At 71.5% G+C, this 25,412-nt stretch carries 22 protein-coding genes; 9 read left to right on the plus strand and 13 right to left on the minus strand.

Annotated elements, in window-relative coordinates:
- Positions 1-50 precede the first annotated feature (50 nt).
- Positions 51-560, plus strand: coding sequence for a tetratricopeptide repeat protein (locus ACZ4D5_RS14090; RefSeq protein ID WP_467772605.1), 510 nt, complete (start codon positions 51-53; stop codon positions 558-560).
- A 37-nt stretch (positions 561-597) separates the two neighbouring features.
- On the opposite strand, the gene ACZ4D5_RS14095 is transcribed toward ACZ4D5_RS14090, so the two are convergent.
- Together ACZ4D5_RS14095 and ACZ4D5_RS14100 are read right to left on the minus strand one after the other, a co-directional pair.
- Positions 598-1,533 (minus strand): DUF6397 family protein, encoded by a 936-nt coding sequence (locus ACZ4D5_RS14095; RefSeq protein WP_467772606.1) that lies wholly within the window; start codon positions 1,531-1,533, stop codon positions 598-600.
- A gap of 110 nt (positions 1,534-1,643) precedes the next feature.
- Positions 1,644-2,057, minus strand: coding sequence for a roadblock/LC7 domain-containing protein (locus ACZ4D5_RS14100; RefSeq protein WP_467772607.1), 414 nt, complete (start codon positions 2,055-2,057; stop codon positions 1,644-1,646).
- Between the two features lie 93 nt (positions 2,058-2,150).
- Here ACZ4D5_RS14100 and ACZ4D5_RS14105 point away from each other — a divergent pair, with 93 nt between their 5' ends.
- Entirely contained in the window at positions 2,151-2,579 is a 429-nt protein-coding gene (locus tag ACZ4D5_RS14105; RefSeq protein ID WP_467772608.1) for a PPOX class F420-dependent oxidoreductase, read from the plus strand.
- A gap of 27 nt (positions 2,580-2,606) precedes the next feature.
- On the opposite strand, the gene ACZ4D5_RS14110 is transcribed toward ACZ4D5_RS14105, so the two are convergent.
- The 5 genes from ACZ4D5_RS14110 to ACZ4D5_RS14130 form a co-directional block, all read right to left on the minus strand.
- On the minus strand, positions 2,607-3,212 hold the full coding sequence (locus ACZ4D5_RS14110) for a GTP-binding protein (RefSeq protein ID WP_467772609.1): 606 nt from the start codon (positions 3,210-3,212) through the stop codon (positions 2,607-2,609).
- Complete coding sequence (locus tag ACZ4D5_RS14115; protein ID WP_467772610.1) at positions 3,193-3,606, minus strand: DUF742 domain-containing protein; 414 nt, start codon at positions 3,604-3,606, stop codon at positions 3,193-3,195. The genes ACZ4D5_RS14110 and ACZ4D5_RS14115 overlap by 20 nt, the downstream gene beginning before the upstream one ends.
- 19 nt (positions 3,607-3,625) lie before the next feature.
- Complete coding sequence (locus tag ACZ4D5_RS14120; protein ID WP_467772611.1) at positions 3,626-4,060, minus strand: roadblock/LC7 domain-containing protein; 435 nt, start codon at positions 4,058-4,060, stop codon at positions 3,626-3,628.
- Positions 4,057-6,678, minus strand: coding sequence for a sensor histidine kinase (locus ACZ4D5_RS14125; protein ID WP_467772612.1), 2,622 nt, complete (start codon positions 6,676-6,678; stop codon positions 4,057-4,059). The genes ACZ4D5_RS14120 and ACZ4D5_RS14125 overlap by 4 nt, the downstream gene beginning before the upstream one ends.
- 64 nt (positions 6,679-6,742) lie before the next feature.
- Complete coding sequence (locus tag ACZ4D5_RS14130; protein WP_467772613.1) at positions 6,743-7,516, minus strand: MHYT domain-containing protein; 774 nt, start codon at positions 7,514-7,516, stop codon at positions 6,743-6,745.
- A gap of 152 nt (positions 7,517-7,668) precedes the next feature.
- On the opposite strand from ACZ4D5_RS14130, the gene ACZ4D5_RS14135 reads away from it, so the two are divergent.
- Complete coding sequence (locus tag ACZ4D5_RS14135) at positions 7,669-8,268, plus strand: class I SAM-dependent methyltransferase (RefSeq protein ID WP_467772614.1); 600 nt, start codon at positions 7,669-7,671, stop codon at positions 8,266-8,268.
- A 193-nt stretch (positions 8,269-8,461) separates the two neighbouring features.
- Here ACZ4D5_RS14135 and ACZ4D5_RS14140 read toward each other — a convergent pair whose 3' ends face one another.
- Positions 8,462-9,367: an oxygenase MpaB family protein gene (locus ACZ4D5_RS14140; protein ID WP_467772615.1), complete on the minus strand. Its 906-nt coding sequence runs from the start codon at positions 9,365-9,367 to the stop codon at positions 8,462-8,464.
- 101 nt (positions 9,368-9,468) lie between these two features.
- Here ACZ4D5_RS14140 and ACZ4D5_RS14145 point away from each other — a divergent pair, with 101 nt between their 5' ends.
- Together ACZ4D5_RS14145 and ACZ4D5_RS14150 are read left to right on the plus strand one after the other, a co-directional pair.
- Positions 9,469-9,774 carry a hypothetical protein gene (locus tag ACZ4D5_RS14145; RefSeq protein ID WP_467772616.1) on the plus strand — a complete coding sequence of 102 codons (306 nt, stop codon included), beginning with the start codon at positions 9,469-9,471 and terminating at the stop codon, positions 9,772-9,774.
- A 123-nt stretch (positions 9,775-9,897) separates the two neighbouring features.
- Positions 9,898-10,722: a hypothetical protein gene (locus ACZ4D5_RS14150; RefSeq protein WP_467772617.1), complete on the plus strand. Its 825-nt coding sequence runs from the start codon at positions 9,898-9,900 to the stop codon at positions 10,720-10,722.
- A gap of 39 nt (positions 10,723-10,761) precedes the next feature.
- On the opposite strand, the gene ACZ4D5_RS14155 is transcribed toward ACZ4D5_RS14150, so the two are convergent.
- The 3 genes from ACZ4D5_RS14155 to ACZ4D5_RS14165 all read right to left on the minus strand — a co-directional run bounded on the left by ACZ4D5_RS14155 (position 10,762) and on the right by ACZ4D5_RS14165 (position 15,751).
- The gene (locus ACZ4D5_RS14155; protein WP_467772618.1) at positions 10,762-14,103 is read right to left on the minus strand and encodes a hypothetical protein; all 3,342 of its coding nucleotides are present in this window, start codon (positions 14,101-14,103) and stop codon (positions 10,762-10,764) included.
- A 254-nt stretch (positions 14,104-14,357) separates the two neighbouring features.
- A complete protein-coding gene (locus ACZ4D5_RS14160; protein WP_467772619.1) occupies positions 14,358-14,543 on the minus strand; it encodes a hypothetical protein in 186 nt (61 codons plus the stop codon).
- A gap of 152 nt (positions 14,544-14,695) precedes the next feature.
- Positions 14,696-15,751 carry a fatty acid desaturase family protein gene (locus ACZ4D5_RS14165; protein ID WP_467772620.1) on the minus strand — a complete coding sequence of 352 codons (1,056 nt, stop codon included), beginning with the start codon at positions 15,749-15,751 and terminating at the stop codon, positions 14,696-14,698.
- A 313-nt stretch (positions 15,752-16,064) separates the two neighbouring features.
- On the opposite strand from ACZ4D5_RS14165, the gene ACZ4D5_RS14170 reads away from it, so the two are divergent.
- The 3 genes from ACZ4D5_RS14170 (at position 16,065) to ACZ4D5_RS14180 (ending at position 22,034) form a co-directional block, all read left to right on the plus strand.
- Positions 16,065-18,878 carry a DEAD/DEAH box helicase gene (locus ACZ4D5_RS14170; RefSeq protein ID WP_467773026.1) on the plus strand — a complete coding sequence of 938 codons (2,814 nt, stop codon included), beginning with the start codon at positions 16,065-16,067 and terminating at the stop codon, positions 18,876-18,878.
- Entirely contained in the window at positions 18,875-20,197 is a 1,323-nt protein-coding gene (locus ACZ4D5_RS14175; protein ID WP_467772621.1) for an SWIM zinc finger family protein, read from the plus strand. The genes ACZ4D5_RS14170 and ACZ4D5_RS14175 overlap by 4 nt, the downstream gene beginning before the upstream one ends.
- 484 nt (positions 20,198-20,681) lie before the next feature.
- Positions 20,682-22,034 (plus strand): esterase-like activity of phytase family protein, encoded by a 1,353-nt coding sequence (locus tag ACZ4D5_RS14180; protein WP_467772622.1) that lies wholly within the window; start codon positions 20,682-20,684, stop codon positions 22,032-22,034.
- Between the two features lie 98 nt (positions 22,035-22,132).
- Here ACZ4D5_RS14180 and ACZ4D5_RS14185 read toward each other — a convergent pair whose 3' ends face one another.
- A complete protein-coding gene (locus tag ACZ4D5_RS14185; RefSeq protein ID WP_467772623.1) occupies positions 22,133-22,411 on the minus strand; it encodes a hypothetical protein in 279 nt (92 codons plus the stop codon).
- A gap of 240 nt (positions 22,412-22,651) precedes the next feature.
- Positions 22,652-23,818 carry a xylose isomerase gene (xylA, locus tag ACZ4D5_RS14190; protein ID WP_467772624.1) on the minus strand — a complete coding sequence of 389 codons (1,167 nt, stop codon included), beginning with the start codon at positions 23,816-23,818 and terminating at the stop codon, positions 22,652-22,654.
- 126 nt (positions 23,819-23,944) lie between these two features.
- Here xylA and xylB point away from each other — a divergent pair, with 126 nt between their 5' ends.
- Positions 23,945-25,399 carry a xylulokinase gene (gene xylB / locus ACZ4D5_RS14195; protein ID WP_467772625.1) on the plus strand — a complete coding sequence of 485 codons (1,455 nt, stop codon included), beginning with the start codon at positions 23,945-23,947 and terminating at the stop codon, positions 25,397-25,399.
- The last annotated feature ends 13 nt before the right edge of the window (positions 25,400-25,412 follow it).

The following is a 25,412-nucleotide window of genomic DNA, read 5'->3' on the forward strand; positions in this document are numbered from 1 at the left end:
GCAAAGGGGGGCAAGCCCGATGAGGGCAACACAACGAAGGGGATGGGGAATTGAGCGCACATCCGGGTGAGGACAGGGATCGACGGCTCTCTGAGGCGGTACGGCTCCGAGAGGCAGGCCGAGGCGAGGAGGCCAGGGAGCTACTCGTCCTCCTTGCCGCAGAGCACCCGCACGACGTGGAGGTGGCCTACCAGACGGCGTGGGTCCACGACACGCTCGGCCTGGAAGCCGAAGCGGTGCCGTACTACGAGCGCGCACTCGACGGCGCGGGACTGTCGGACGACGACCGCCGCGGCGCCCTTCTGGGCCTGGGCAGCACCTATCGGATCCTGGGGCGCTACGAGGAGGCCGCCGCCACCCTCGGCGAGGGGGCGGCCGAGTTCCCCGACGACGGCGCACTCAAGACGTTCCTGGCCATGGCGCTGTACAACACCGGCCGGACGCACGACGCGATGGAGATCCTCCTGACGCTGCTCGTCGACACGACCAAGGATCCGGAGATCGCCGGCTACCGTCCCGCCATCGAGGAGTACGCCAAGGACCTGGACGCGACGATGTAGTGGCGCCTCCCCCGCTTCTCCCGCGTCTCGCGCCCCACTACGTCCGCCTGCGGCGCAGCCACTTCATCAGGCCTCGCGATTCCTCCGCCGAAGGCTCGGGCGCGCCATCGCTCGACGGCTCCGACTCCGCGGCGCGGAGGGCCGGTTCGGGCACGGTCCGGGGCGCGGGCCGGGGTGCCGGGCGAGGCGCCGGGCGCTGCGCGCGGGCCTGGACGAGGCCGATCAGCAGGCTGGAGCGCAGCCAGCGGATTTCGTCCGGGTCGTCCGCGGTCGTGATCCTCTCGACGATCCTGGCCACGGGCGAGTCCGGTGCGCCGTGGGTGCGGGGTACCGGCTTGAGGCGGTTGAGGTAGGCACGTTCGTATGGATCCCTGACGATCTCCGCGATCTGCACGGGGTCGAGCAAGGAGGCCACGGCGGCGGCACGCTCCCAGGGGTCCTCGGCCTGCCTCAGCAGGCATCCCGCGTACCGGCCCCGCCAGGTCCGCGCCCGCAGGTCCTGGCCTTCGTCGAGCCGCTCACGCATCGGCCCCGGCATGCGGCCCGTGAGCAGTTCGACGTTGGCTTCGGCCTCGGCGAACTGCCGCAGTTCTTCGGCCAGATAGAGCCAGACGACGGCCCGATATCGGTTCAAATAGAATTTTACGGGCGTCAGGACGCCTGCGCGGGCGAGGCGGGTGAAGCGGGCCGTGGTGATCTCCATGAGCCCCGCGCCCTCCGTGGTGCCCACCGCTCTGACGCTCTCGCGAAGCGCCTCCGGGAAGCCTGCGCTTCCGCGCACGCGATCGACCTCCGTGCGGGCGACGCGGCGTTGGCCGCCCGCCGCCTCTCCGACGGTGCGGATGCGCCCGAGCATCACGGCCAGGTCGAACTCGCCGCGTTTCAGGTCGAGTTCCTTCGCGGCGCGACTCGGCGTGACCGTCGGCTGAACGGTCGCTGCGACGGTGGATTGCGTGATCGTGTCACCGGTCATGGTGGTTCTCCCCCGTGAGATCTGATTGCTCTCGGGAAAAACCGTAGCCCGATCCCGGCGATCCTCGCCGGGCCTGTGGATAACTCTTGACGTGGCAACGTCAGTGCAGGTCAGAGATCCACGACAGGGGTGCGTTCCGGGTGCCGGGCGCCCACGCCCAGGTGCTCGCCGACGCGGTTCACGAGCAGCGTCATCTCATACGCGACCTGACCTATGTCGGCCTCCGCCGCACTCAGGACGCAGAGGCAACTGCCGTCGCCCGCCGCCGTGACGAAGAGGACCGCGTCGTCGAACTCGATCATCGTCTGGCGCACGTTGCCCGCGTGGAAGTGTCGCCCCGATCCCTTGGCGAGGCTGTGCAGTCCCGACGAGACCGCGGCCAGGTGCTCCGCGTCCTCGCGCTTCAGATCGGAACTCGCGCCGGTTACCAGGCCGTCGTTGGACAGCACCAGCGCGTGTCGTACGTGCTCCATCCGCTGAGTCAGGTCGTCCAGCAGCCAGCCGAGCCCCGTGCTCTGCCCCATGATTCCCGTCTCCCCGAATCCGCTCCCCCTGGCTGGAGGATCTGACCTGCCAGCCTTCCCCACGACCGGCGCCCCGGCAAGCATGATGAGGACATGGCACAGAAGATGACCGATGCCCAATGGCGGGCCTTCGTCTCGCACGGCACCCGCACCGGCAAACTCTCGACCGTCAGGGCGGACGGCAGCCCGCACATCGCGCCGATCTGGTTCCTGATCGACGGTGACGACCTGGTGTTCAACACCGGCAAGGAGACCGTGAAGGGGCGCAACCTCGCCCGCGACGGGCGCGTGGCCCTGTGCGTCGACGACGATCAGCCGCCGTTCGCCTTCGTCGTCCTGCAGGGCCGGGCGGAACTGAGCGAGGACCTCGAGCAGGTCCGGCACTGGGCGGCCCGTATCGGCGCACGCTACATGGGCGAGGACCGGGCCGATGAGTTCGGCGAGCGCAACGGCGTCCCGGGGGAACTCCTGGTCCGCGTGAGGATCGACAAGGTGCTCGCGTTGGCCGGGGTCTCCGACTGAGACGGCCCAGGTGCTCTGACAGAGCGGTCAGCCCACCGAGTCGAGCAGCCGGGCGGTGTGCATCCGCCCGGCGTACTCGACCAGCCGTATCAGTACCTCCTTCCCTGAATCGCGGTCCCGTGCGTCGCACAGGACCACGGGGGTCCCGCGATCGAGGTCCAGGGCTCGTGACACGTCGTGCGCGCCGTACGTACGCGCGTTCGCGAAGCAGTTGACCGCCACGACGAACGGGATGCGTCGGTGCTCGAAGTAGTCCACGGCGGGGAAGCAGTCCTCGAGTCGTCGGGTGTCCGCGAGGACGACGGCGCCGAGGGCGCCCTGGGAGAGCTCGTCCCACAGGAACCAGAACCGGTCCTGGCCCGGTGTGCCGAACAGGTACAGCGACAGGCCCGACCGGATGGTGATGCGGCCGAAGTCCATGGCTACGGTCGTCGTGGTCTTCCGGTCGACGCCCTCGGTGTCGTCCACCGACTCGCCCGCCTCGCTGAGCAGTTCTTCGGTGCGCAGCGGGCGGATCTCGCTGACCGCGCCGACCAGGGTGGTCTTGCCCACCCCGAAGCCGCCCGCGACCAGAATCTTCAGCGCCATGGCGGCGGTCTCGCCGCCCGTGGCGTCAGAGTGCTCGGAGCCCATCGATCACCTCTCGGAGGATCTTCTCGTCGGGAAGCTGTGCGGGCGGCACCGGTCGGCTGACCTTGACGCAGCCCGTTTCCAGCAGATCGCCGAGGAGTACTCTGACCACACCCACGGGCAGATCGACGTCGGCGGCGAGCTCTGCCACCGACTGCGTCTCGGCACGGCAGAGTTCGATCAGCGTCCGGTGTTCGGGGCCGAGGGCCGTGGCCTCCCCCGGCCCCGGGGCGCCGTCGTCGAGCGTGACCAGCGCGATCAGGTCGAAGCGGACGCCGCTCGGTGCCGGCCTGGTGCGCCCGCCCGTCATCGCGTAGGGCCGGACCAGGGGTCCGGCTTCGTTGTCGTACCACTGGCTGCCCGGTGGGGCCGGGCAACCGCTCGTCTCCTCGGTCATGACCGCCGACCGCCCTCGCTCACCCGGCGGCCGGTGGTCGCTCGGCGAAGCGTGCCGGGGTGCGCAGGTGCTCGCCCACCCGCTTGACCAGCCGCGCCATCTCGTACGCCACAAGACCGATGTCGGCCGTCACGGAACTGAGGACGGTGAGGCAGGACCCGTCGCCCGCGGCCGCCACGAACAAGAACGCGTCGTCCATCTCGACCATGGTCTGACGCACGCCTCCGGCCCCGAAGTGCCGGCCCGCCCCCTTGGCGAGGCTGTGGAAGCCCGAGGCGACGGCGGCGAGGTGCTCGGCGTCCTCACGGGTCAGGGCGGTCGACGCGCCGACCGGCAGCCCGTCGTTGGACAGGACCACCGCGTGCCGTACCTCGCCGACGCGCAGCACCAAGTCGTCCAGCAGCCAGTCCAGTTCGCCGGTCCGCCCGGCGGGGATGCGCTGATCCTGGATCATGTGAGATCTCCTTCGCTGCTGTCACTGCCAGGTGCGGGCCCTGGGCTGCCGGGAACCGATCCGATGACGCCGGGGAGCGGGCCGCCGCCCCGTGCCCAGCCGTCGCGGTAGGCGGCCATGCGGTCGCGCACCTGCTCGGGGCTGCGCTCGTCGTCTCCCCCGGTGCGGATCACGCCCGCGCCGTCCGCGGGGTGGCGTTCGCGCAGTTGGGGCGCGAGGCTCGCCTGGCGTACGCGGCGCGGGAGTTCGTCCGCCACGTCCTGGGCGTCGGCGCACGCGGTGTCCAGCGAGCCGGAACCCCTGGTGGGAGCGCGGTCCGGGGCGTCGTGGGTGTCGCGGGCCCGGTGCGGCCGCAGCGTGGTGACGCCGGGCGGTGACGGCGCCTCCGTGGCGGCGGCCAGGGCTGGTCGGGACTCCGTGGCCGACACGGAGTTGCCGTTCAGGTGTTGTTGCGGTGGTCCCTGCACGCGCGCGTGCTCTCTGTCCATGACGGTTCCGCGCTCCACTGAGTGGGCCTCCGCTGAGTGGGCCTCCGCGCTCTGCGCCGTGCCGCTGTGCAGGAGTGCGGTGGGGAGCAGCACAACGGCGGTGGTCCCGCCGTAGGGGGATGTGCGGAGGTGCACCTTGATGCTGTGCCGTGCGGCGAGCCTGCTGACTACGAAGAGGCCGAGTTGGTCGCTGTCGAACAGGTCGAGGGCTTCGGACTGTTCGATACGCCGGTTGGCTTCGGCGAGGACCTCCGGCCCCATGCCGAGGCCGCGGTCCTCGATCTCCAGGGCGTAGCCGTTGCCGACCGGTTCGCCGCTGACCCGCACCTTTGTGTGCGGCGGCGAGAACTGGGCGGCGTTCTCGACGAGTTCGGCCAGCAGGTGGGTGAGGTCGGCGACGGCCGTGCCCAGAACCGAGGCGGCAGGGAGTTGCCGTACCTCCACGCGTGCGTAGTCCTCGATTTCGGAGACCGCCGCGCGGACCACGTTCGTCAGGGAGACGGGCATGCGCCAGGCTCGGCCCGGTGCGGCCCCGGAGAGGATGATCAGGCTCTCCGCATGACGCCTCATCCGGGTCGTCAGGTGGTCGAGCCGGAAGAGGTCACTGAGTTCGTTGGGGTCGTCGGCCCTTCGCTCCATGGTGTCCAGAAGGCCGAGTTGACGGTGGACCAGTACCTGACTCCTGCGGGCCAGGTTGACGAACACGCCGGAGATGCCGCTGGCGAGCTCCGCGCGTTCGATGGCCGCGCGCAGGGCCGCCCTGTGGACGGTTCCGAGCGCTTCGGAGACCTGCCCGGTCTCGTCCTCCGCGGGCGGCCCGGTGGGAGCCTCGGCCTGGACGTCGATCTCCTCCCCCGCGCGCAACCGCCTCATGGCGTGCGGGAGTTTGCGCCGGGCGATCTCCAGGGCGCCGTTGCGCAGGCTGATCAGCTCGACGACCAGGCCTCGCCCGATGCGTACGGAGATGACGAGCGAGGCGGCGACGGCGGCGAGCCCGAGGAGGACGGCGGCGCCGGCCGGGGTGAGCACGCCGTGGGTGAACGGGTCGGCACGGTCGGCGGCGGCGCGGTCCGCGCCGTCCTCGATGGCGTGGAGCTCGTCCCGCACAGTGGCGTAGGCGTTGTCCCAGGTCGTCGCCGGGGCCGCGGCGAGCGCCTTCGTGCCGGGCTCCGACACGAGCACCTTGTCCTCGGCGGCACGGACGTGGTCGTACGCGCTCCCCCTCTCCAGCTCATGCCAGGCTGCCCGTTGGGGCCCGCGCAGGTCCGCGACGGCTGTTTCGGTCAAGGTCCGGCGGGTGTCGACGGCGCCGGTGAACAGCCGCAGCCTCTCCCCCTCCAAGGATCCGTCGAGCCGGGCGCTCCCGAGGACGGCATCTTCGCGGGCCAGCATTTCGCCCGCCCGGGAGAATTCGAGCAGCACGCGCGCGTCGGAACCCGGCGCGGAGTCCTGCATGCCGGTGAGCGCACCGCCCACTCCGAAGGCCTGCGAAATCGTCTGTGTGTACTGGCCGTACGTCGCGTCCCAGCCCGCGCTGCGGTCCAGTACATCGCTCCGCAGGGAGCGCAGCGCCTGCGCACCGGTGACGAACGCTTCGAGTCGGTCCGCCACGCCGTCGGGCAGGCCGGCTCCGTCGGCGACGGTCCGGTGCTCGCCCAGGCGCAGTTCGGCCACGGCGCGGTCGGTCTTGGCGGCCTGCCTCTCCAGTGCGGCGCCGCGGTCGGCGCCGGGTTCGGTCGCGTAGCGCACGGCGGCGGCGCGTTCGGCCTGGAGCGAGGTGATGGCCGCTTCGACCGGAGCGTGCACTTCGGTCTGCACGGACCGCAACTGACGCAGGCGCGCCACGTCTTGCGCGGTGGTGACGGTGGCGTATCCCCAGAGGGCGAGCAGCGACACCACGGGCACCATCAGCAGGCACACGATCTTGGCGCGCACGGTGCGCGGCCGCAGGTGCCACCGTCCCGCGCGCGTGGGCGCCCGTTCCGGCGGGGTTTCGCTGAACTGGTCCTCTCCGTCGGGGCGTTCATCGGCGGGCGGGCCGGCGTGGGCGCGACGCCCGCGTGCAGGGGGCGCCGTGTGTGACGGCGGGGCGCTCGCGGCCGGATCAGGCGTGCTACGGGGTGTACGCATGGCCTCCTCCTCGCTCGGATGGCTTCGGGGTGCGACTCGGTGGTCACCGGCCCGTGGGCTGCCTCTACGGGGCGGCGCTGCCGACCGGCCGCTGGGCCGACATGGAGGCCTCGCGCTCGCCCGCGGTCGGGGACAGTGCGACGAAAGCCGAGGTCAGGAAGAGATAGGAGCCGAGCCCTACGGCCAGGGGGAAGATGAACTGCATCGTCGTGGCTCCGGGCAGTGCGGCTTCGGAGGGGGCGACGCGCACGCTCACCGCGAGCATGCCGGTGTAGTGCATGCTGCTCACCGCCCCGCCCATCACCAGCGATGCCACGGCGACCGCCAGCGGCGACTTGATGTTCAAACCGGCCCACAGGGCGGCGGTCGCCGCGACGACGGCGATGACTACGGAGAGGCCGACCAGCACGGGGTCGTACCGCACGTCGCCGTGCAGGCGCAGAGCGGCCATGCCCAGGTAGTGCATGCTCGCGACACCCAGGCCTGTGGTGAGACCGCCGACCACGAGGGCGCGCCCGCGGTCCCGGCCGTACCCCACGGCGAAGACGCCGGCGCCCACGACGGCCATCGCGACCAGGAGGCTGAGGATGGTCAGCGGGACGTTGTAATGGATCTCGGTGCCGGTGACTCCGAAGCCGAGCATGGCGACGAAGTGCATCGTCCAGATGCCGGTGCCGAGGGCGGAGGCGGCGGTGATGAGCCAGTTGCGACGCGAACGGCCCGAGGCGCCCAGCGCGCGGACGGTGCAGCGCAGCCCGAGGGCGGCGCCGATGCAGGCCATCGCGTACGACAGCACGGGGGTCAGCCAGCCGAAGGTGGCGTGGTCCAGGTGTCCCATGGCCCAGGGACGCTAGTCCGGCCCGGGGCGCACAACGGGGGCGCATTTCGAAAGCTGATGGAATGTGACAGAGACAGGGCCCTGAACGATCGCGTCCCGCTCGAACGAGTGCACCCAACGCGCGTGCGACTCCATGCGGGATCATGGGGCGTATGAGCGACGACCCCACACAGGTCCAGGAATTCTTCACGGCCCGCGCAGCCGACTGGGACACCCGCTTCCCCGATGACGGTCCGGCCTATCGGGCCGCCGTCGCCGAGCTCGGGCTCCGCCCCGGCGCCCGTGTGCTCGACGCGGGCTGCGGGACGGGGCGGGCGCTGCCGGCCCTCAGAGAGGCCGTAGGGCCCTCGGGCGTGGTGGTGGGCGCCGATCTGACACCGGCCATGCTGGAGGCCGCGACACGTGCGGGCAGGGACCGTGACGGTCAGCTCCTGCTCGCCGACGTCACGGGCCTGCCGCTGCGCTCCCAGTCGCTCGACGCCGTCTTCGGTGCCGGCCTGATCTCACACCTGCCCGACCCTGCCGAGAACTTGCGGGAGTTGAGGCGGGTCACGCGACAGGGAGGCCTCCTCGCCCTCTTCCACCCCATCGGCAGGGCGGCCCTCGCGGCCCGGCAGGGGCGCCAGATCACTCCGGGCGATCTGCGGGCGGAGGCCAACCTCGGGCCGCTCCTCGCCGGGTCCGGCTGGCGCATGACGTCGTACGTCGACGAGGACGCCCGGTTCCTGGCCCTGGCGGAGCGCCAGGACTGAGCGGTCCCGGGCTTGGCTTGGAGAGGCTCAGAGAGGCAGGGACGGCTGTCGGGCGGTCAGGGCTGCCCGGCGACGCGGCGACGAACGCGTCCGCGTTGTCGAACATGACGTTGTGCCCCGCTCATGACGTTGTGCCCCGATCGCCCGTGCGACGAGCCGCGTCGAACTGGCCTCGCTGCGCACCACCTTGACGTCACTCGACGGGAGCGCTCGCCGACCCGCCCTTGTGCGGCACGGGGCACCCCCGGACTCCGGGCACGGGGAACGAACCGAGCTCGGCGACCTCGTATCCGTCGGGGTAGCCCTTGATCTCCCAGTTCTGCCGCGCATAGTGCGGCGCCCTGCGCGGCGGCATGAGGCGTACGGCGCGCCCCCGCAGCCGCACCGCTCCCCTGACCAGCGACCGGGTGGCCGCGCTCGGCTGCTCGTACCGGAAGGCCCTCAGCAAGGGGTCGTCGAGCAGCGCGAGCGTCGCGTTGCGCAGCAAGGGCGCCAGGGGGCGCGGGTACCACGAGGCCATCAGGTCGAGTGTCGCGTCCGACACCTCGCGCGCCCCTTGGTCCCAGCCGAAGTTGGCCGCTTCGTAGTCGTCGAGGCATTTCTCGAACTCTTCGTAAGAGCCAGGGATCTCCTTGATGCCCATGTGCTGCCCGAGGGTTCGGTAGTACACGGCGGCGGCCGTGGTCTCGTGACGCGAGAGCCTGCGCCAGCCGTAGGCGTCGATCCACCGCTTCGGCATCACCACGAACGTGCACAGTACGTAGCGCATGTCGTCGTTGCTGATGTCGTAGCTGCGGTGCATCTGGTTGATGCGGCGGATGGCCGTGCGTCCCTCGTCGCTGCCGAAGCCGTGCTCCACGACGGTGTCGAGCAGAAGAGCCGTGTCGTCGTACCTCTTCTGCGTACGGTCCGTCAGTTCGGCTGTCTGTGCGAGGAGTCGGCCGATGCTGGGGACCGCATAGGTGCGGTAGAGGGCGAGTTCGAGTGCGCGCGTGTAGTCCCACGGGAACTCGAATGTCGCGGTGAGCCGGTAGATCTCGAGGAAGTCCCGCTCCGGGTCGAGGCGCCTGATCTGCTTGAGCCGCTCGAAACGCTTCACCGCGTGGACCCCCTTCTGTCACCGGAACACTAACTCTACGTTGGTGAAGAGCAGATGAGCGATCAGCGGTGACAACCGCACCCCGGGGGAAGGCAGCCGACATGTTCGACGGACTCCGCAAGCTCTGGCGCACCAAGAAGTCGTCGCGCGACGAGGACGAGCGTGCGCACGATCCCGCCCCGCGGAAGCGCACGCACAACCTCTTCGAAGCGGCCGCCGTCTACGTCGCGGCGTGCGCCGAGGACGATCGGGAGGAGATGGACGAGGCCACCGAGTGGGTCTCTCCGGAGGCGCTGTCGTTCGGCGTCAGTGAGCTCGCGTGCCGGGCTGTGATCGCCCTCGCGCGGGAACGCGACGAGTCCCCGCGGGACGTGGCCCGTTCGCTCTTGGGGTTGCCCGCCGCCTGAGCCGCAGCCACCGCAGCGGTCGAACCGGGCGGCCCGTCGGCGAATTTCCTGGTCATCCACCCTCGACGATCTCTGGGGCGAGTGGTTAGGGTGCGCCGACGGACAAGCGATGGGGAGGCTGGCATGGCCGGGACGGACGACGCTGTCGCCGCCGATGACGACGCGCTGTACGTGCTCACGGCGGTGCTGCTGACACCCGCGAAGTTCCCCAGCGTGCTGGGCGACGACTATCCGGAGGCGTGCGCGGCACTCGGTCTCGCGCCGCTCGCCGCCGGTTACGGCCTGGTGCTCGGCCAGGACGGCGAGGGCGCACGCTGGACGGTCGTCGTCGACGACGTGTCCCTGGTGGCCGTGGCGATCGCCTCCTGGGACTGCGGCATGGAGTACGACCTGTCCCCCGACGAACACACGGTGGTCGCCGCGCTGCCCGGCTGGCCGCTCGCGGTCGCCGTCGCGGCTCCCGGCATACCGGCTCCGCACGACCCCGAGCCGGACCCCGAGAACGCGGACCGACCGCCGCTCGCGCCACCGCAGTCCGACACCTGGGGCCCGGCGCAACGGCGGCTGGGCGCCGATGAGATAGCGCTCCAGTGGGCGTCCTGGCGGGAACAGATCGACGACGCCGACTTCGCGACGGACGCCTCGGCGAAGGAGCCTCCGGAGAAGTCCGAGGACGCTCCGCTGACCGGTGTCCGGCGCGTTCTCGCCGAGGCCCGTGCCTACGTGGACACGCCGCCGCCCCTGGGCCGGGTGCGGTCCTCCTTCGCCTCGGGGGACGCCCGCACCCTGCGTGCCGACGGTCCCGGCTGGTCCATGGTCGCCAGGACCGACGACATCGCGTTCGTGCTCCTGGACGAGGAACCCGGAGAGGTGCTGCCGGTCGGTCGCGGGCCCGAACTTCCCGCGCTCCTGGAGTCCCTCGACAAGATGGCGGTACGCCCCGCCTGACCCCGCTCCGTGGTTCGCTCGGAAGGGCCGTCAGGCGCGTCAGAGGCCAGGTCCGGGGTCGACGAGGAGCGCGGCCATGGCCGTGTCGTGGTCCTCGTGGTCGCGCAGCCCCGCCAGCTCGCTGCGCCAGGCCTCGTCCCAGGAACTCCCCCTGCCGCCGATCGTCACCAGTGCCAGCGCCATCTCTCCCGACGTCGGGGTGCCGCGTTCGCGGAGCAGTCGGACCGCTGCGAGCAACGCTTCACGCACGCGCGGCGTGCGCGCGTCCATGCTGGGTGTGGAGGGCTCCCCTTCCATGACCAGTCGCCCGGGGCGTTCCTCGACGAGACAGACGAGCCTCAGCCACCGCTGCGCGTCGTGTTCGCCCGCTCGTACGGCCGTGAGCGCCGTGTGCCATGTCAACCGGGCCGCCTGTTGGTACAGCCCCACACTCCGCAGGGTCAGCGCGAGCACGTCGGCGGTGTGGAGCGTTCCCTTCGTGCCGCGTCGGACGCGCAGGGCATCGCCGAGCCCGGCCAAGCGCCGCAACGCATCGGCACGCGCGCGTGAATCCTGCGCACAGGCCGACTCACGCAGCCGTTGGAAGGCCTCCTCCAGGACGTGCGTCGCCACGGAGCCGGGCGGGAACCGCATCAACTGCTGGGCCGCCGCGTCCCATTCGGCGCGAGTGCGCCGTGGATCGACGGCGACCGCGGCCACGGCGCGCATCGCGTCGCCCGCATCGGGAGTGCACCAGGCGGGCAGAGCGCGGCACGCGGCAGTGACGGTGCTTTCGTCGCCTTCGCGCACCAGCCGTGTGAGGAAGGTCCGGTATGCGGGTGCCGAGGAGGCGCGCACCGGCCCCCCACGGGCATGGATCACGGCTTCTCTGATGGCCGGTTCATCAACCCGCCGGGCAAGGCGGTCGGCGATGTCGGAGCAGTCGATCGCGGCGAGCAAGAAGGGGACCAACACGGCGAGGACGTCGCTGTGTTGCCGAGGCGCGTCCCAGGCGTCCACCAGTGCGTTCAGGGCTTCGGTTCCCGGTAGCGCGCCCAGCGCGCGGGCCGCTTCCTTGCGCGAGCCGACCGGCGAGTCGGTCGCACGGACCACCGGTGCGAGCAGACTGACGGCCCGGTGCTCCGGCATGGCTTCCAGGAGACGGCGGATGGAGGCCATGGCGGCACGGCCTCGGACACCACCTGTTCCGGCATGGCGCAGGAGGGTGGCAAGAAAGTGCTCGCACCGGTCAGGTTCGCCCCCGGGCGCCGTGTCGTCTGCGGCGCCGGTGACGGCCTGACCCAAGGCCCCGAGCGCGGCCGCGGCGACGGGTTGTGGCGCTTGGTCGGCGAGTTCCGTGATCAGGACCGGGTCATGGAGGCGGGCCGCCGCGTCGGCCCGGGTGCGCATCGGGGCGTTGTCGTCACGGGCCACGCGCGCGTGGTGCTCGTTCCACCGTCGGCGCTGTGCCGGCAGCCAGCGGCCCGTGACGCCGTCAGGGAGCTCGGGCACCCAGGCGGTGGCCCGGGGCCGTACGCGGCCCGTCAGCCCTTCGAGGGCGCCGGTCAGGACTGCGTCCAGGAGGTCGGTGCGACGCCCCGCCACGGTACGCAGGACAGCGGGTACCGCGGCGAACGAGACGTCCTCGCCGATCAGTTCGGCACAGCGGGACTCCCGCAGACCCTCAGGCGCCACCCAGGCGGAGGCGGCGCGAGCCGCGATGTCGGGGTCGTCGTGCTCCAGAGCGGTGCGGCGCACCAGGCCGTCCAGTTCCGGCAGTGCGGCGAGGTGTGGCGCGAGCAGTTCCGCGAGGTGGACGCAGAGGTCGGGGCGCGTTCTCGCCTGGCCGGCCATCGACGTCCAGACAGCCTGTGCCGCCCGTTCGTCCAGGCGCAGCGGGCTCGCGGGGCCCCGATAGCGGGGATCCGCGACGACCTGGCAGAGCAGCCCTGTCGCGTACGCCGCCCGATCAGGTGCGGCGTGTGCGGCGGCTCCTTCCGCCGCCCGTCGCAACAGCCGTGCCGCCACGCCCAGGGTGCCCGCTGTGGAGTCCCTGGACTGCGCCGTGGTCAGCGCGGCGTCGCGCAGCACTCGGTCGGGCAGCGCGGCGAGGAGAGGGTGTGGCGCTCCGGCGAGCTGTCGCAGCGTGCGGTGGCGCACTTCCTCCTGGTCGTGCCAGGCCCGCTCGCAGTCGACGGCGATCCGCGCGAACTCGACGGGGTCGCCTTCCAGTTCCGCGCAGGCCAGCAGCGCGGACCAGGCAAGGACCCGGTGGTGGACGCGGTGTCGTCCCGCGATCTCACGCAACAGGGGTTCACCCACGGCGAGCGGGAGTGCCACCGCGAGGCGGCTCGTCGTCCCTTCACGACTCGGTCGTCGCTCCACTCGGGGCAGGAGCAGCGCGGCCCGGTCGGCCGGTTCCAGAGCCGTGAAGGTCGTCACCGGGATGTGTCGCACGGAGCGCCGCTGTTCGGCGCGTTCCTCCACGAGGCGTCGCCGTTCCGCCGGCGGGAGCAGAGCCAACAGGCCGTCCGGCGCGACGTCTTGGCGTACGGGTTCGCGCAGTCGGGGCGCTGTGGCCGGGCAGCGCCGGGCCAGGTCCACCTGATCGGCCCATGGGAGTTCTTGTACGGCCCGCCGCAGGGAAGGCGGCAGAGGGCCCGCCGGCAGGCAGAGCTCGGTGACGGAACCGTCCGGGTCCGGCGGTGTGGCGCGCAGGATCTCCAGCACGCGGGCGGGGCGGCGCAGCAGGGAGCGGGCCGCGCGGGCGGTGATCAGGTCACGGGCGTGCTCCAGGAGCAGAAGCCCGGCGTCCGGGTCCCGCTCGGCGGCGACGCTCGCGACCGCTCGATGGCGCCGCGTGAAGAAGTGTCCGGCGTTGGCTCCCTGGTCCCGGCGGCGGGAGACCAGGAGATGGGCGACGGCCAGCGGTGCCGTGCGGGCCAAGGTGTGGAGGACGCCCTGGGGCGGGTCGAGTCGCGCCACCCAGTCGGTGACCGTCGGCGCTGGGCAGGCGGGCAGGAGCAGGGAGGCGTCCCGGGAGCCGAACCGCTCGTGGACCTCGGGCAGCAGCCTGGCGGCAAGTGCGCTGCGACCGCTCAGGCGCAGCACCCGGTAGGTCTCGTGCCGTGACGCGGCGAGCTCGCTCAAGGCGAGCTGTGCCAGGGCCTGTTCGGGGACCGGGAGCCTGATGGCGGCCGAGAGGGCACGGCGGCGGAGCAGCGGGTCCGCCAGGGCCACGGCGACGGTGGACAGATCGCGCCGGGTGACGGCGAGGAAGAGGGCCGTGTGCCGCTCGTGCGCGTCACCGGCGTCGAGGGTGCGGTGGAGCGAGGCGTAGGCGGTCGGGGTCAGCGCACGGGCGTAGCGGGCGAGGGCGCTCATCCGTGCCGGGAAGGGCAAGGGGTCGAAGTGTGCTCCGAGCCAGGCCGGCGTCAGCGGCGCGGGCGTGGTGCGGGGCTGCGGGAACGGCGTCCTTGACGCCTCGTGTCCGGCCGTCAGCGATCACCGTGGGATCGCTGGGCCTCCTTTCGGAAAGTCATGGCCGCATGGTCACAGCGGAACTTCCGGTGGCGCAAACGGTTTTCCGGTCCGCTCGCGGAACCACGCCGGCAGGCCGCGAGCGGACGGACCCTCTGAGGCGCCGCACAGGGGCCTCAGCGGCCGAGCTCCTTGCGGGTGGCGCGACGGCGCAGCCTGCGCCGCTGACCGGAGTCGAGCGCCAGATAGGCCGCCGCGGGGACTCCGAGCACGATCAGGAGTGCGGCCCACCACGGCAGCCAGATCAGCAGGATGATGCCGGCCGCCACACCTCCTGCGGCGATCTTCGCGTTCTTCGACATGTGCGTCGCCTCCTTCGCGGCCTCTGCCGCTCTCTGCCTTGAAAAACGGGGTGGGACCTCCCACGGTTCCTGGTCGCGACCCTGAGAGATCCCTGAGCCGCGTCCCCTACTGGTCTCCTTCGATCCTCCCGCGGTCTCCTTCCATCCTCCCGCTACTCGACTCGCAGGGGCTCACCCACTTCGTACATGTGGCGCAGCACCTGACGGTAGGAGTCCACGAATCCGGCCTCGGTGTAAGGCATGCCCACGGAGGTGCAGTGGGCGCGCACGGCGGACTGGGCCAGCCGCAGGTGGGGCCGGGGCATGCTCGGGAACAGATGGTGCTCGATCTGGTAGTTGAGCCCGCCGAGGAACCAGTCGGTCACCATCCCGCCGCGGATGTTGCGGGACGTGACCACCTGGCGGCGCAGATGGCCCCAGCGCTCACCGTCCGAGTCGGGCATTTCCATGCCCTTGTGGTTGGGCGCGAAGGCCAGTCCGAGGTGGAGGCCGAACAGCGCCTGGTGCAGGGCGGCGAAGGCGATCGCGTGACCGAGGGGCATGGCGGCGAGCAGCAGGGTCACGTAGCCGACGAGGTGCGCGACCAGCAGGAGCCCCTCCACCAGGCGCTCGCGCGGGGGCTGTCGTCGCAGGTCCTGGAAGCCGTAGACCTTCATGGCGATGCCCTGGAGGAGCGTCAGGGGGAAGAAGAGCCAGGCCTGGTTGCGGGTGAGCCAGCGCCGGAAGCCCACGCGGACCTTGGCCTGCTTGCTGGTCCACACGAGGACGTCCGCGGCGACGTCGGGGTCCTTCTCGATGTGGTTGGGGTTGGCGTGGTGCCGGTTGTGCTTGTCGTTCCACCAGGCCGCGCTCATCCCGAGCAGGAGATTGGCGTGCACCAGGCCGATGGCGCGGCCGGCGGACCGGTTGTTGGTTATCTGTGAATGGCCCGCGTCATGGCCGATGAATGCCGTTCGGGCGCAGAGGATCGACAGCACGGGAGCGAGCGACAGCACCCACCACGAGGCCCCGAGGGCGAACATCCCGACGCCGACAGCCACCAGCGCGAGGGTGTTGGTCACGATGGTGCGCGTGTACCAGCCGATGCGACGGTCCAGGAGTCCCTGCTCCCTGACGGTGCGCAGGAGGGGCGCGAAATCACTGCCGGCGGCTTGCCTTCCGGCGCCGGCTGGGGGGCGTTCCGCGACTGCCGCGGCGGCCTGGGACATGGTGGGTCTCCGGTCTTCATGACAACGGGTTGACCTCACAGAACCTACGGATCGGTGACCTTGGGCGACCATGGCGCCACCACCCGTGTGCGGCCGGGGGGCAGCACCGCCGGATGGTGGTGCTGACTACACCCCACGACACGAGGTGACCGGGATCACCGCGCGATCATTCCCGTGAATCCCACGACGTGATGTACTCTCGGCCGCTCCGGTCTCAGTAGTCAAATTTGAGGAATGCGCCATCGCTGTGCACAGGCTCCCTGTCGTGTCCCCCTCCGAGATCTCCGAACTGTCCCGCTGTTCCGTCCTCTTCATGCCTGCCGACCCCGCGCGCGGGAGCCAGGTCGCCTTCTGGCGCCCCGACGGCACCGAGCCTCCTTCCGGCTCCGCGGGTGTCCGTGAAGAACTCGCCGTCGCCGTTCCGGGCGACGACGGGGTCGAGCTCGCCCGGGTGCCCGCAACACTGTTCCCTGTCCGCGCCGCGCTGCCGATCCTCACGCGCGCGCGTGCCGCATCGGGGACGCATCCGACGGCCGCCTTCTGGGGGACGGCCGGAGTGCTCGCCCTGCAACTGGCCGCCCGCGGTCTCCTGTTGCCGGGACTCACCCTCGGCGACCACGACGCATGGCGTGCCGGACCACTGGGCGCCGACGATCTGCGGCGGCTGCGCGAGCTGTCGGCGGCGATGCCTCCCGAAGCCCACGCACTGCCCTTGGACCACAGCGAACCACTGCGACTGCCGGAGCCCGAGCATCTGCTGCGCCAGTTCCTCGACGCCGTGGCCGACACGCTGCCGCGCTCCCCCGCCGCGGAGTCGGCCGCGGGAGGGCCCGTCTTCGCCGCACCCGCGCCCCAACACGTACCCGAACAGCGCGCCTGGGCCCTGGATGTGGCCGCCGGGCACGACGCGGGCGTACGGATCTCCCTCCGTGTGGAGATCCCCGGCCTCGCCACGGTCACCGAGGACGGCACCCGACTGCCCTTCCGCGCCGTCCTGCAGCTGCACAGTGTCAGCGATCCCACGCTCGTCGCGGACGCCGCGGAGGTGTGGACCGGATCCGGGGCTTCGGGGCAGGTCTTCGGGCCGCGCGCCCGGATGGACGCCCTCCTCGCGCTGCGTCGCGCCACGCGCGCGTGGCCGTCCCTCACACCGCTCCTCTCCGCCTCCGTGCCCGACGCGATCGAGCTCGCCGACGAGGACGTGACCGAACTCCTGGGCGAGGGCGCCCGGATGCTGGCGGTCGCGGGGGTCGACGTGCACTTGCCCAAGGAGCTGGCACGAAGCCTCACCGCGCGTGCGGTCATCGGCCCCCCGGACGGCGAACGGGACGGCGAGGGGCGGGGGCCCGAGAAGCTCTCCGCGGACATGCCGTCCTTCCTCTCCGCCGACGCGCTGCTCGCCTTCAACTGGCGCTTCGCGCTGGGTGATCAGCAGCTCACCCGTGCAGAACTGGACCGGCTCGCCGAGGCGAACCGTCCCGTTGTCCGTCTGCGCGACCAGTGGGTGCTCGTCGACCCCGAAGAGGCGCGGCGCGCCCGCGACCGACACGATCGCAAGGTCACCCCGATCGACGCCCTCAGTGCCGCCCTGACCGGTACCGCCGAGGTCGAGGGCCACCGGGTCGACGTACAGCCGACGGGGTGGCTCGCCACCCTGCGCGAGCGGCTCGCCGACCCGGAGGGCATGGAGCCCGTCGGGCAACCGGAGGCGCTCGCGGCCGAGTTGCGCGACTACCAGGTGCGCGGCCTGAACTGGCTGGCCCGGATGACGTCGCTCGGTCTGGGCGGCTGCCTCGCCGACGACATGGGTCTCGGCAAGACGATCACGCTGATCTCCCTGCATCTGCACCGCCAGACGGACGAGGAGTCCGCGGGGCCCACGCTGGTGGTCTGCCCGACGTCGCTGATGGGCAACTGGCAGCGCGAGGTCGAGAAGTTCGCCCCCGGCACGCGCGTACGGCGCTTCCACGGCTCACAGCGCAGCCTGGAGGACCTTGCGGACGGCGAGTTCGTGCTCACCACCTACGGGACGATGCGGCTCGACGCAGGCAAGCTCGGGCAGGTCTCCTGGGGAATGGTCGTCGCCGACGAGGCGCAGCACGTCAAGAACCCGTACTCGGCGACGGCCAAGCAACTGCGCACCATCGGGGCACGCGCACGCGTGGCGCTCACCGGCACTCCCGTGGAGAACAACCTCTCCGAGCTGTGGGCCATCCTCGACTGGACGACGCCCGGTCTGCTCGGCAGGCTCAGCACCTTCCGTACCCGCTACGCCCAGGCCGTGGAAGGCGGCACGGACCCGGCCGCCGCCGAGCGGCTCGGGCAGCTCGTGCGTCCGTTCCTGCTGCGGCGCCGCAAGTCGGATCCAGGCATCGCGCCCGAACTGCCGCCGAAGACGGAAACCGATCGCGCCGTCTCGCTCAGCCCGGAACAAACGGGCCTCTACGAAGCAGTGGTGCGGGAGACCCTCGCGGAGATCTCCGGCGCCGACGGCTTCGAACGCCGAGGCCTGGTCGTCAAGCTCCTGACCGGGCTCAAGCAGATCTGCAACCACCCGGCGCAGTACCTCAAGGAGGACAAACCCCGCATCCCCGGCCGCTCCGGAAAGCTGGAGCTGTTGGACGAGTTGCTCGACACGATCCTCGCCGAGGACGCGAGCGTGCTCGTCTTCACGCAGTACGTCCAGATGGCGCGGCTCATCGAGCAACATCTGGCGGCCCGTGGTGTTCCCTCTCAGTTCCTGCACGGCGGCACGCCCGTCGCGCAGCGAGAGGCGATGGTGCAGCGCTTCCAGGACGGTGACGTCCCGGTCTTCCTCCTGTCCCTCAAGGCGGCCGGCACAGGGTTGAACCTGACGCGTGCCGAGCACGTCGTGCACTACGACCGCTGGTGGAACCCCGCCGTCGAGGCACAGGCCACCGACCGCGCGTACCGCATCGGGCAGACGCAGCCGGTGCAGGTGCACCGGCTCATCGCGGAGGGAACGATCGAGGACCGCATCGCCGACATGCTGCTGCGCAAGCGGGAGTTGGCGGATTCCGTCCTCGGATCCGGCGAGGCCGCTCTCACCGAGCTGACCGACGCCGAACTGTCCGATCTGGTCGAACTGCGAGGGGGCACGCGATGAGCGACATCCATGACGAGACATACGGTGCTGCCGACGAGGACCCGCGCGCGGGAGTGCCGTCGGGCGAGCGCACGTTCGCGGCGCTGCCGCCCGCGCACGGCCGGGGCTTCGCACAGACCTGGTGGGGCCAGGCCTGGCTCAAGGCGCTGGAGGACACGGCGCTGGACACGCAGCAGCTCAAGACGGGGCGCAGGCTCGCGCGCGCGGGTGCCGTGGGCGCGGTCTCCGTACGGCCCGGCAGGATCACCGCCGTCGTACAGGACCCCGACGGCGCGTCGCACCGTTCCGACGTGCTGCTGCAGGAGATGAGCCCTGAGGAGTGGGACCGCTTCCTGGAGATGGCCATCGAGCGGGCCGGTCACATCGCGGCTCTCCTCGACCGTGAGATGCCGCCCCACCTGGTGGAGGACTCCGCGGCGGCGGGCATCGAACTCCTGCCGGGCATCGGAGACCTGGAGCCGGAGTGCGACTGCGACGCCTGGGACCACTGCGGCCACACGGCCGCGCTCTGCTACCAGATGGCGCGACTGCTCGACCAGGATCCCTTCGTGCTCCTGCTGATGCGGGGACGCGGGGAGCGGGAGCTCCTGGACGAGCTGCAGGTACGCAGCATCGCGCGGACCGACGCGGCGGAGACCCCCGAGGAGGGCCGGGATGCCGCTCAGGAGGGCGTGGGCGCGGCGGAGGCGTACACGGACGGCGCCATCCTCCCGCCACTGCCGGACCTGCCTGCGCTGCCCGCGGCGCCGGGTCTGCCGCCGGCGCTGGACACGGAGGCAGAGCCCGCACCAGGGCTCGATGTGGCGGCGGTCGAGTTCCTCGCCGCGCAGGCGGCCGTCGAGGCGCACCGACTGCTGGCCGAGGCGCTCGCTCCTGGGCACGAACGCCTTCCTGTGGAGGGCGAGTTGACCGTGGGCGAGGATGCCGTACGTCTGGCTGCCGCGGGCCCCGGCAGAGCGGTGGAGGCGCGTCTCGCGGAGGTGTCGGACCGCGGCCGGGACGGTCTCGCACTCGCGGTACGGGCCTGGCAGTTCGGGGGCCGGGCGGCGCTCGACGTGCTCGAGGAGGAGTGGACGCCGAAGGAGGAGGCGCTGGCACGCGCGCGTGCCGCGCTGGACGCGGCATGGGACGAGGGCGAACGGCCGCAGCTGCGGGCAATCCGCAATCGCTGGACCGTCGTCGGCGCGGATGCTCAGCTGCGTCACGGGCGTGACGGCCGCTGGTGGCCCTACCGCAAGGAGCGCGGTCGTTGGACCCCCGCGGGCCCGGCGGCGCACGACCCGGCGACGGCTCTGGCCGCGGCCGGCGGGGACGACTGACACTCATGGGCGGGCGCGGCGCCCCCAGGGCCGTGGCATGCGAGCCACGAGCCGGGTGCGCGGGCGCTGCCCATGGCACATGGCCGAAAGTCACACGGCGCCCACCGGCGCTCTCCCGCGGGGCGCCCGTGCGCCGGGAACACCGGCGCACGCACTCCCCCTGTCCAGCGATTGAGCGCGGCCATGACATCGGCGAGCGTGGATCACGTCGGTTCAGGGAGGTCTGACCGCAAGAGCCGCCCCAGGCTCAACAGCGGGGGCACCGGGCCCGTCAGCTCTGCCGGCGTGACCTATCCGAAGGGGGATGACCAGGGCGTTCCGTCCCACGGCTACTGAACGGACCGGTGGTTGACGACGGCGCCTCCTGCCCCTCGCGGGAGGCGCCGTCGGCGCGTCTCCCGCTGTTCACCCGGCAGCTTCCTGGTGTTCGCGGCGGCGGCGAAGTCTGGCCGCTGTCACCGAACCCGTGCCTCAGGAGGCCCCGATGTCCCCGCACGCCGCCCGCAAGGGCCGTGTCCGCCGTTCCGTAGCCGTAGGCGTGCCGCTCGCCGTGGTCTCCGCACTCGTGGTGGCCGGCACCGCGACGGGTCACCAGACGGGCGGGAGCCACGAGGAGGCACGTGTCACCGGCACGGCGACGCTCGGGGACATACCTCTCGGCACGTTCAGCAACGCGCTGCTCCCGGGCACGGTGGACGACGACCGCGGCGTGGATCTCGGCGGCATCGGAAGTGACCTCTATCCGGCGGGCCGCAAGGGCGAGTTCTGGACCGTGACCGACCGGGGGCCCAACGGTCAGATCAAGGTGGCCGGCAAGAAGCGCCGCACTTTCCCGGTGCCCGGATTCGACCCGGCGATCGTGAAGATCCGCGTCTCCGGGAAGAAGGTGACAGTGGTGTCCGCACTGCCGCTCACCACCTCTTCCGGGCAGCCCGTCACCGGGCTGCCCAACCAGGAGGGCCGTGACGAGGCTCCGTACACGTACGACGCGAAGACCCCTGTCTCCTACGACCCGAACGGGCTGGACACGGAGGGCATCGTGCGGGCTGCCGACGGCAGCTTCTGGCTCGTCGACGAGTACGGCCCCTCGCTGATCCACGTCTCCGCGCGCGGGAAGGTGCTCAAGCGTTACGTTCCCCGAGGGCTGAAGCTGCGTGGCGCCGACTATCCGGTGGCCGAAGCGCTGCCGGGCATACTGCTGCACCGCAGGACGAACCGCGGCTTCGAAGGCCTCGCCCAACTCCCCGGCGGCGACCTGGTGATGGCCCTGCAGAGCCCGCTGTCCCTCCCCGACGAGGACGCGGGGGACCGCTCGCGCACGACACGGCTGTTGCGTTTCTCCCCGAAGAAGCAGGCCGTCACCGGCGAGTACGCCTACCGATTCGACCCCGTGAACGTCGTCGACCCCGGCGAGGACGACACCTCCGAGCTGAAGATCTCCTCCGTGGTCGCCGTCGGACGGGACCGGCTCCTGGTCCAGGAGCGCACCGACAAGGCCGCGCGCCTCCAGACGGTCACGCTCACGCGCAAGGCGAACATCCTGGGCGGCAAGTGGGACACGGACACCACGCGGCCTTCCCTGGAGGAGCTCGACGATCCCGCCTCCTCCGGAGTGCCCGTCCTCGACAAGCGTCTGGTCGTCGACCTGGGCGCCGTCGACGGAGTCCCCGGAAAGATCGAAGGTCTCGCCAGGGTCGACAGCCGCACCCTTGCCGTCATCAACGACAACGACTTCGGGATGACAGACGGGGCGGAGGCCTTCGACAAGGACGGACGGCTGGTCGACAGCGGCGTGGAGACCACAGTCACGTACGTACGGCTGCCTCGGAAGTACTGAGTTCAGTCCGAAGGCTCCGCTTCGGCGCGAAAGGGCTGTCTCCGGAGACAGCACTCCGTCAGGACAGTGGCTTGGTGAGCTCGTGCTCCCCCGAGCCGCTATCCCGCCGCCGAGGGCAGCAACGAGCCGAGGCCGCTCGGGAAGCCAGTGGGCAGGGAGGGGAGTTCGCTCGGCAGCCCCGTGGGGAGGTCGGTGGGAAGGTCCGTGGGCAACTCGCTGGGGATCTGCGACGGGATGCTCAGTGACGGCGTGGGCTCGGACTCGGTGGCCGTACTGGACTCCGACGGCCCCTTCTTGCCCGCCCCGTCGTCTCCGGTGACCAGCAGGACCACCGCGGCGATGGCGCCCACGGCCACGATCACCGCGAGCAGGATCAACAGCCCGCTGCGCCTCCCCGAGGGCCCGCCAGGAGACGGCGCGGGCGGCCACCCACCATTTGCGGGAGGTGGCCCGTACCCACCCCCTGAGGGCGGGCCGAAACCGCCACCGCCCGGAGGCGGCGGGGGCGGGGGCTGCGGTGGCACGGGCGGCATGGCCATACCGTCCAGAGTCGCCTCGAATCGGTCACGAGGCGACCCCTGTGCGGAAGTTGATGGCGCGTGGGGCTCAGCCGGGGCTCAGCCCCGGGCGCCCAGCAGGTGATCCATCGCCAGTTGGTCGAGCCGTTCGAACGCCATCCCGCGCGCGGCGGCCGCCTCCACGTCGAACGCCTCGTACGCACCTCGGTCGGCGAGCAGCCCCGACAGCCCGTCCTGCGCGGTGGGAAGCGCCAGCTCGTCCAAGCGCGCGGCGCGCAGTGCCTCGTGCGCCTCCGGGTCGGAGCGGAAGGCCGCCGCCCGCTCCCGGAGGATCAGGTAGTTGCGCATGCAGCCCGCGGCCGAAGCCCATACGCCTTCGCGGTCCTCCGTACGAGGCGGCTTGAAGTCGAAGTGCCTGGGCCCTTCGTAACCACCCCTCTCCAGGAGGTCCACCAACCAGAAGGCGCTGCGCAGGTCGCCCGCGCCGAAGCGCAGATCCTGGTCGTACTTGATGCCGGTCTGGCCATTGAGGTCGATGTGGAAGAGCTTGCCCGTCCACAACGCCTGGGCGATGGAGTGCGGGAAGTTGAGACCCGCCATCTGTTCGTGTCCCACTTCGGGGTTCACGCCGAACAGTTCGGGGCGCTCCAGGCGGTCGATGAACGCGAGGGCGTGGCCGACGGTGGGCAGCAGGATGTCACCGCGCGGCTCGTTCGGCTTCGGCTCGATCGCGAAGCGCAGGTCGTAGCCCTGCGCGGTCACGTACTCGGCGAGCAGGTCGAAGGCCTCCTTCATGCGGTCGAGCGCGTCGCGCACGTCCTTCGCGGCGCCGGACTCCGCGCCTTCCCTGCCGCCCCAGGCGACGTAGGTGCGCGCGCCCAGTTCCACCGCCAGGTCGATGTTGCGGATCGTCTTGCGCAGCGCGTAGCGGCGTACGTCGCGGTCGTTGGCGGTGAAGGCGCCGTCCTTGAAGACGGGGTGGGTGAAGAGGTTCGTGGTGGCCATCGGTACGACGAGGCCGGTCGCGTCCAAGGCCTGCCGGAAGCGCTTGATGTGCCCCTCACGTTCCGTGTCGGACGACCCGAACGGGATCAGGTCGTCGTCGTGGAACGTCACTCCGTAGGCACCCAGTTCGGCGAGGTGCCGCACCGATTCGGCGGGGTCGAGTGCGGCCCTGGTCGCGTCCCCGAACGGGTCCCTGCCCTGCCAGCCGACGGTCCACAGGCCGAAGCTGAACTTGTCCGCAGGAGTGGGCTGGTAGTTCATGTGCGGCTCCCTCGCCTATTTCGTCATGGCGCTTTACAAATTAGTATCCGAGGGCTCCTCTGGGAAGGTCGGGAAGGAAACTCCGGCTCGCCCCCCGGGGGCGAGCCGCAGGAAACGGAGACCGCCATGTCATCAGCGCCCACGGCGCAGGGCCCCCTTGTCATCGGCGTGGACAGCTCCACGCAGTCCACCAAGGCCCTGGTCGTCGACTCGGCCACCGGCCGGGTGGTGGCCGACGGCCAGGCTCCCCACCGCGTCACCATGGGCGAGTACCGGGAGAGCGACCCCCAGGAGTGGTGGGACGCCCTGTGCGCGGCTCTCCGTCAGTGCGGTCGGGCCGCGCGCGAAGCGACGGCGGTGTCCATCGGCGGCCAACAGCACGGCCTTGTCACGCTCGACAAGGAAGGCCGCCCGGTGCGGTCGGCCCTGCTCTGGAACGACGTGCGGTCGGCCCCGCAGGCACGCGGCCTGGTCGACCGGCTCGGCGGCCCCGAGGTGTGGGCCGATCGCGTCGGCAGCGTGCCGGGGCCCTCCTTCACCGTGACGAAGTGGGCCTGGCTCGCCGAGCACGAGCCCGCAGCCGCCCGTGCCACCGCGGCCGTGCGCCTTCCCCACGACTACCTCACGGAGCGTCTCACCGGGCTCGGCACCACCGACCGTGGCGACGTCTCCGGTACGGGCTGGTGGGCATCGGCCTCGGAGACGTACGACGAGGAAATCCTCGGCATGGTGGGCCTCGACCCTGCGTTGCTGCCCCGAGTGGCACGCCCCGGAGAGGTTGTCGGAACGGTCCGCGACAGCGGTGAACTGCCCTTCTCCAAGGGCACCCTGGTCGCCCCGGGCACCGGCGACAACGCGGCGGCCGCCCTGGGGCTGGGCCTGCACCCCGGCACACCAGTACTGAGCCTGGGCACATCAGGCACGGTGTACGCGGTCTCGGAGCACCGCCCCGCAGACCCCACCGGCACCGTCGCGGGCTTCGCCGACGCGCGTGGCGCGTGGCTGCCACTGGCGTGCACCCTCAACTGCACGCTGGCCGTGGACCGGGTGGCCGCGCTGCTGGGCCTGGAGCGCGAGGCGGTGGAACCGGGCGGCTCCGTCGCCTTCCTGCCCTACCTGGACGGCGAGCGCACCCCGAACCTGCCCCATGCCTCGGGGCTCCTGCACGGCCTGCGGCACGACACGACACCCGGGCAGTTGTTGCAGGCCGCCTACGACGGGGCCGTGCACTCGCTGCTCGGCGCCCTCGACCTGGTCCTGGACGCGGACGCCGACCGGTCGTCTCCCCTGTTGCTCATCGGCGGCGGAGCACGCGGTGCGGCCTGGCAGCACACCGTACGCCGCCTCTCCGGCCGCCCCGTTCAGATCCCGCGGGCACAGGAGTTGGTCGCGCTCGGAGCCGCCGCGCAGGCGGCCGGCGTGCTGACCGGCGAGGATCCGAGCGCGATCACGCGGCGCTGGGGCACCGCTCAGGGGCCCGTACTCGACCCCGTGGAGCGGGACGAGGCGACGTTGTCACGGATCTCCGGGGTACTCTCCGACGCGGCGCCGCTCCTGGACAGGGCGCCCCATGGGGAATGAGGGCTGACCGAGG

Source organism: Streptomyces sp. NPDC025651, assembly GCF_055558735.1.

Bases quoted from the DNA above. Each gene is read 5' to 3' on its own strand.
- ACZ4D5_RS14095 (WP_467772606.1), bottom strand. From the start codon at position 1,533: ATGACCGGTGACACGATCACGCAATCCACCGTCGCAGCGACCGTTCAG.
- ACZ4D5_RS14100 (WP_467772607.1), bottom strand. From the start codon at position 2,057: ATGGGGCAGAGCACGGGGCTCGGCTGGCTGCTGGACGACCTGACTCAG.
- ACZ4D5_RS14105 (WP_467772608.1), top strand. From the start codon at position 2,151: ATGGCACAGAAGATGACCGATGCCCAATGGCGGGCCTTCGTCTCGCAC.
- ACZ4D5_RS14110 (WP_467772609.1), bottom strand. From the start codon at position 3,212: ATGGGCTCCGAGCACTCTGACGCCACGGGCGGCGAGACCGCCGCCATG.
- ACZ4D5_RS14115 (WP_467772610.1), bottom strand. From the start codon at position 3,606: ATGACCGAGGAGACGAGCGGTTGCCCGGCCCCACCGGGCAGCCAGTGG.
- ACZ4D5_RS14120 (WP_467772611.1), bottom strand. From the start codon at position 4,060: ATGATCCAGGATCAGCGCATCCCCGCCGGGCGGACCGGCGAACTGGAC.
- ACZ4D5_RS14125 (WP_467772612.1), bottom strand. From the start codon at position 6,678: ATGCGTACACCCCGTAGCACGCCTGATCCGGCCGCGAGCGCCCCGCCG.
- ACZ4D5_RS14130 (WP_467772613.1), bottom strand. From the start codon at position 7,516: ATGGGACACCTGGACCACGCCACCTTCGGCTGGCTGACCCCCGTGCTG.
- ACZ4D5_RS14135 (WP_467772614.1), top strand. From the start codon at position 7,669: ATGAGCGACGACCCCACACAGGTCCAGGAATTCTTCACGGCCCGCGCA.
- ACZ4D5_RS14145 (WP_467772616.1), top strand. From the start codon at position 9,469: ATGTTCGACGGACTCCGCAAGCTCTGGCGCACCAAGAAGTCGTCGCGC.
- ACZ4D5_RS14150 (WP_467772617.1), top strand. From the start codon at position 9,898: ATGGCCGGGACGGACGACGCTGTCGCCGCCGATGACGACGCGCTGTAC.
- ACZ4D5_RS14160 (WP_467772619.1), bottom strand. From the start codon at position 14,543: ATGTCGAAGAACGCGAAGATCGCCGCAGGAGGTGTGGCGGCCGGCATC.
- ACZ4D5_RS14165 (WP_467772620.1), bottom strand. From the start codon at position 15,751: ATGTCCCAGGCCGCCGCGGCAGTCGCGGAACGCCCCCCAGCCGGCGCC.
- ACZ4D5_RS14170 (WP_467773026.1), top strand. From the start codon at position 16,065: ATGCCTGCCGACCCCGCGCGCGGGAGCCAGGTCGCCTTCTGGCGCCCC.
- ACZ4D5_RS14175 (WP_467772621.1), top strand. From the start codon at position 18,875: ATGAGCGACATCCATGACGAGACATACGGTGCTGCCGACGAGGACCCG.
- ACZ4D5_RS14180 (WP_467772622.1), top strand. From the start codon at position 20,682: ATGTCCCCGCACGCCGCCCGCAAGGGCCGTGTCCGCCGTTCCGTAGCC.
- xylA (WP_467772624.1), bottom strand. From the start codon at position 23,818: ATGAACTACCAGCCCACTCCTGCGGACAAGTTCAGCTTCGGCCTGTGG.
- xylB (WP_467772625.1), top strand. From the start codon at position 23,945: ATGTCATCAGCGCCCACGGCGCAGGGCCCCCTTGTCATCGGCGTGGAC.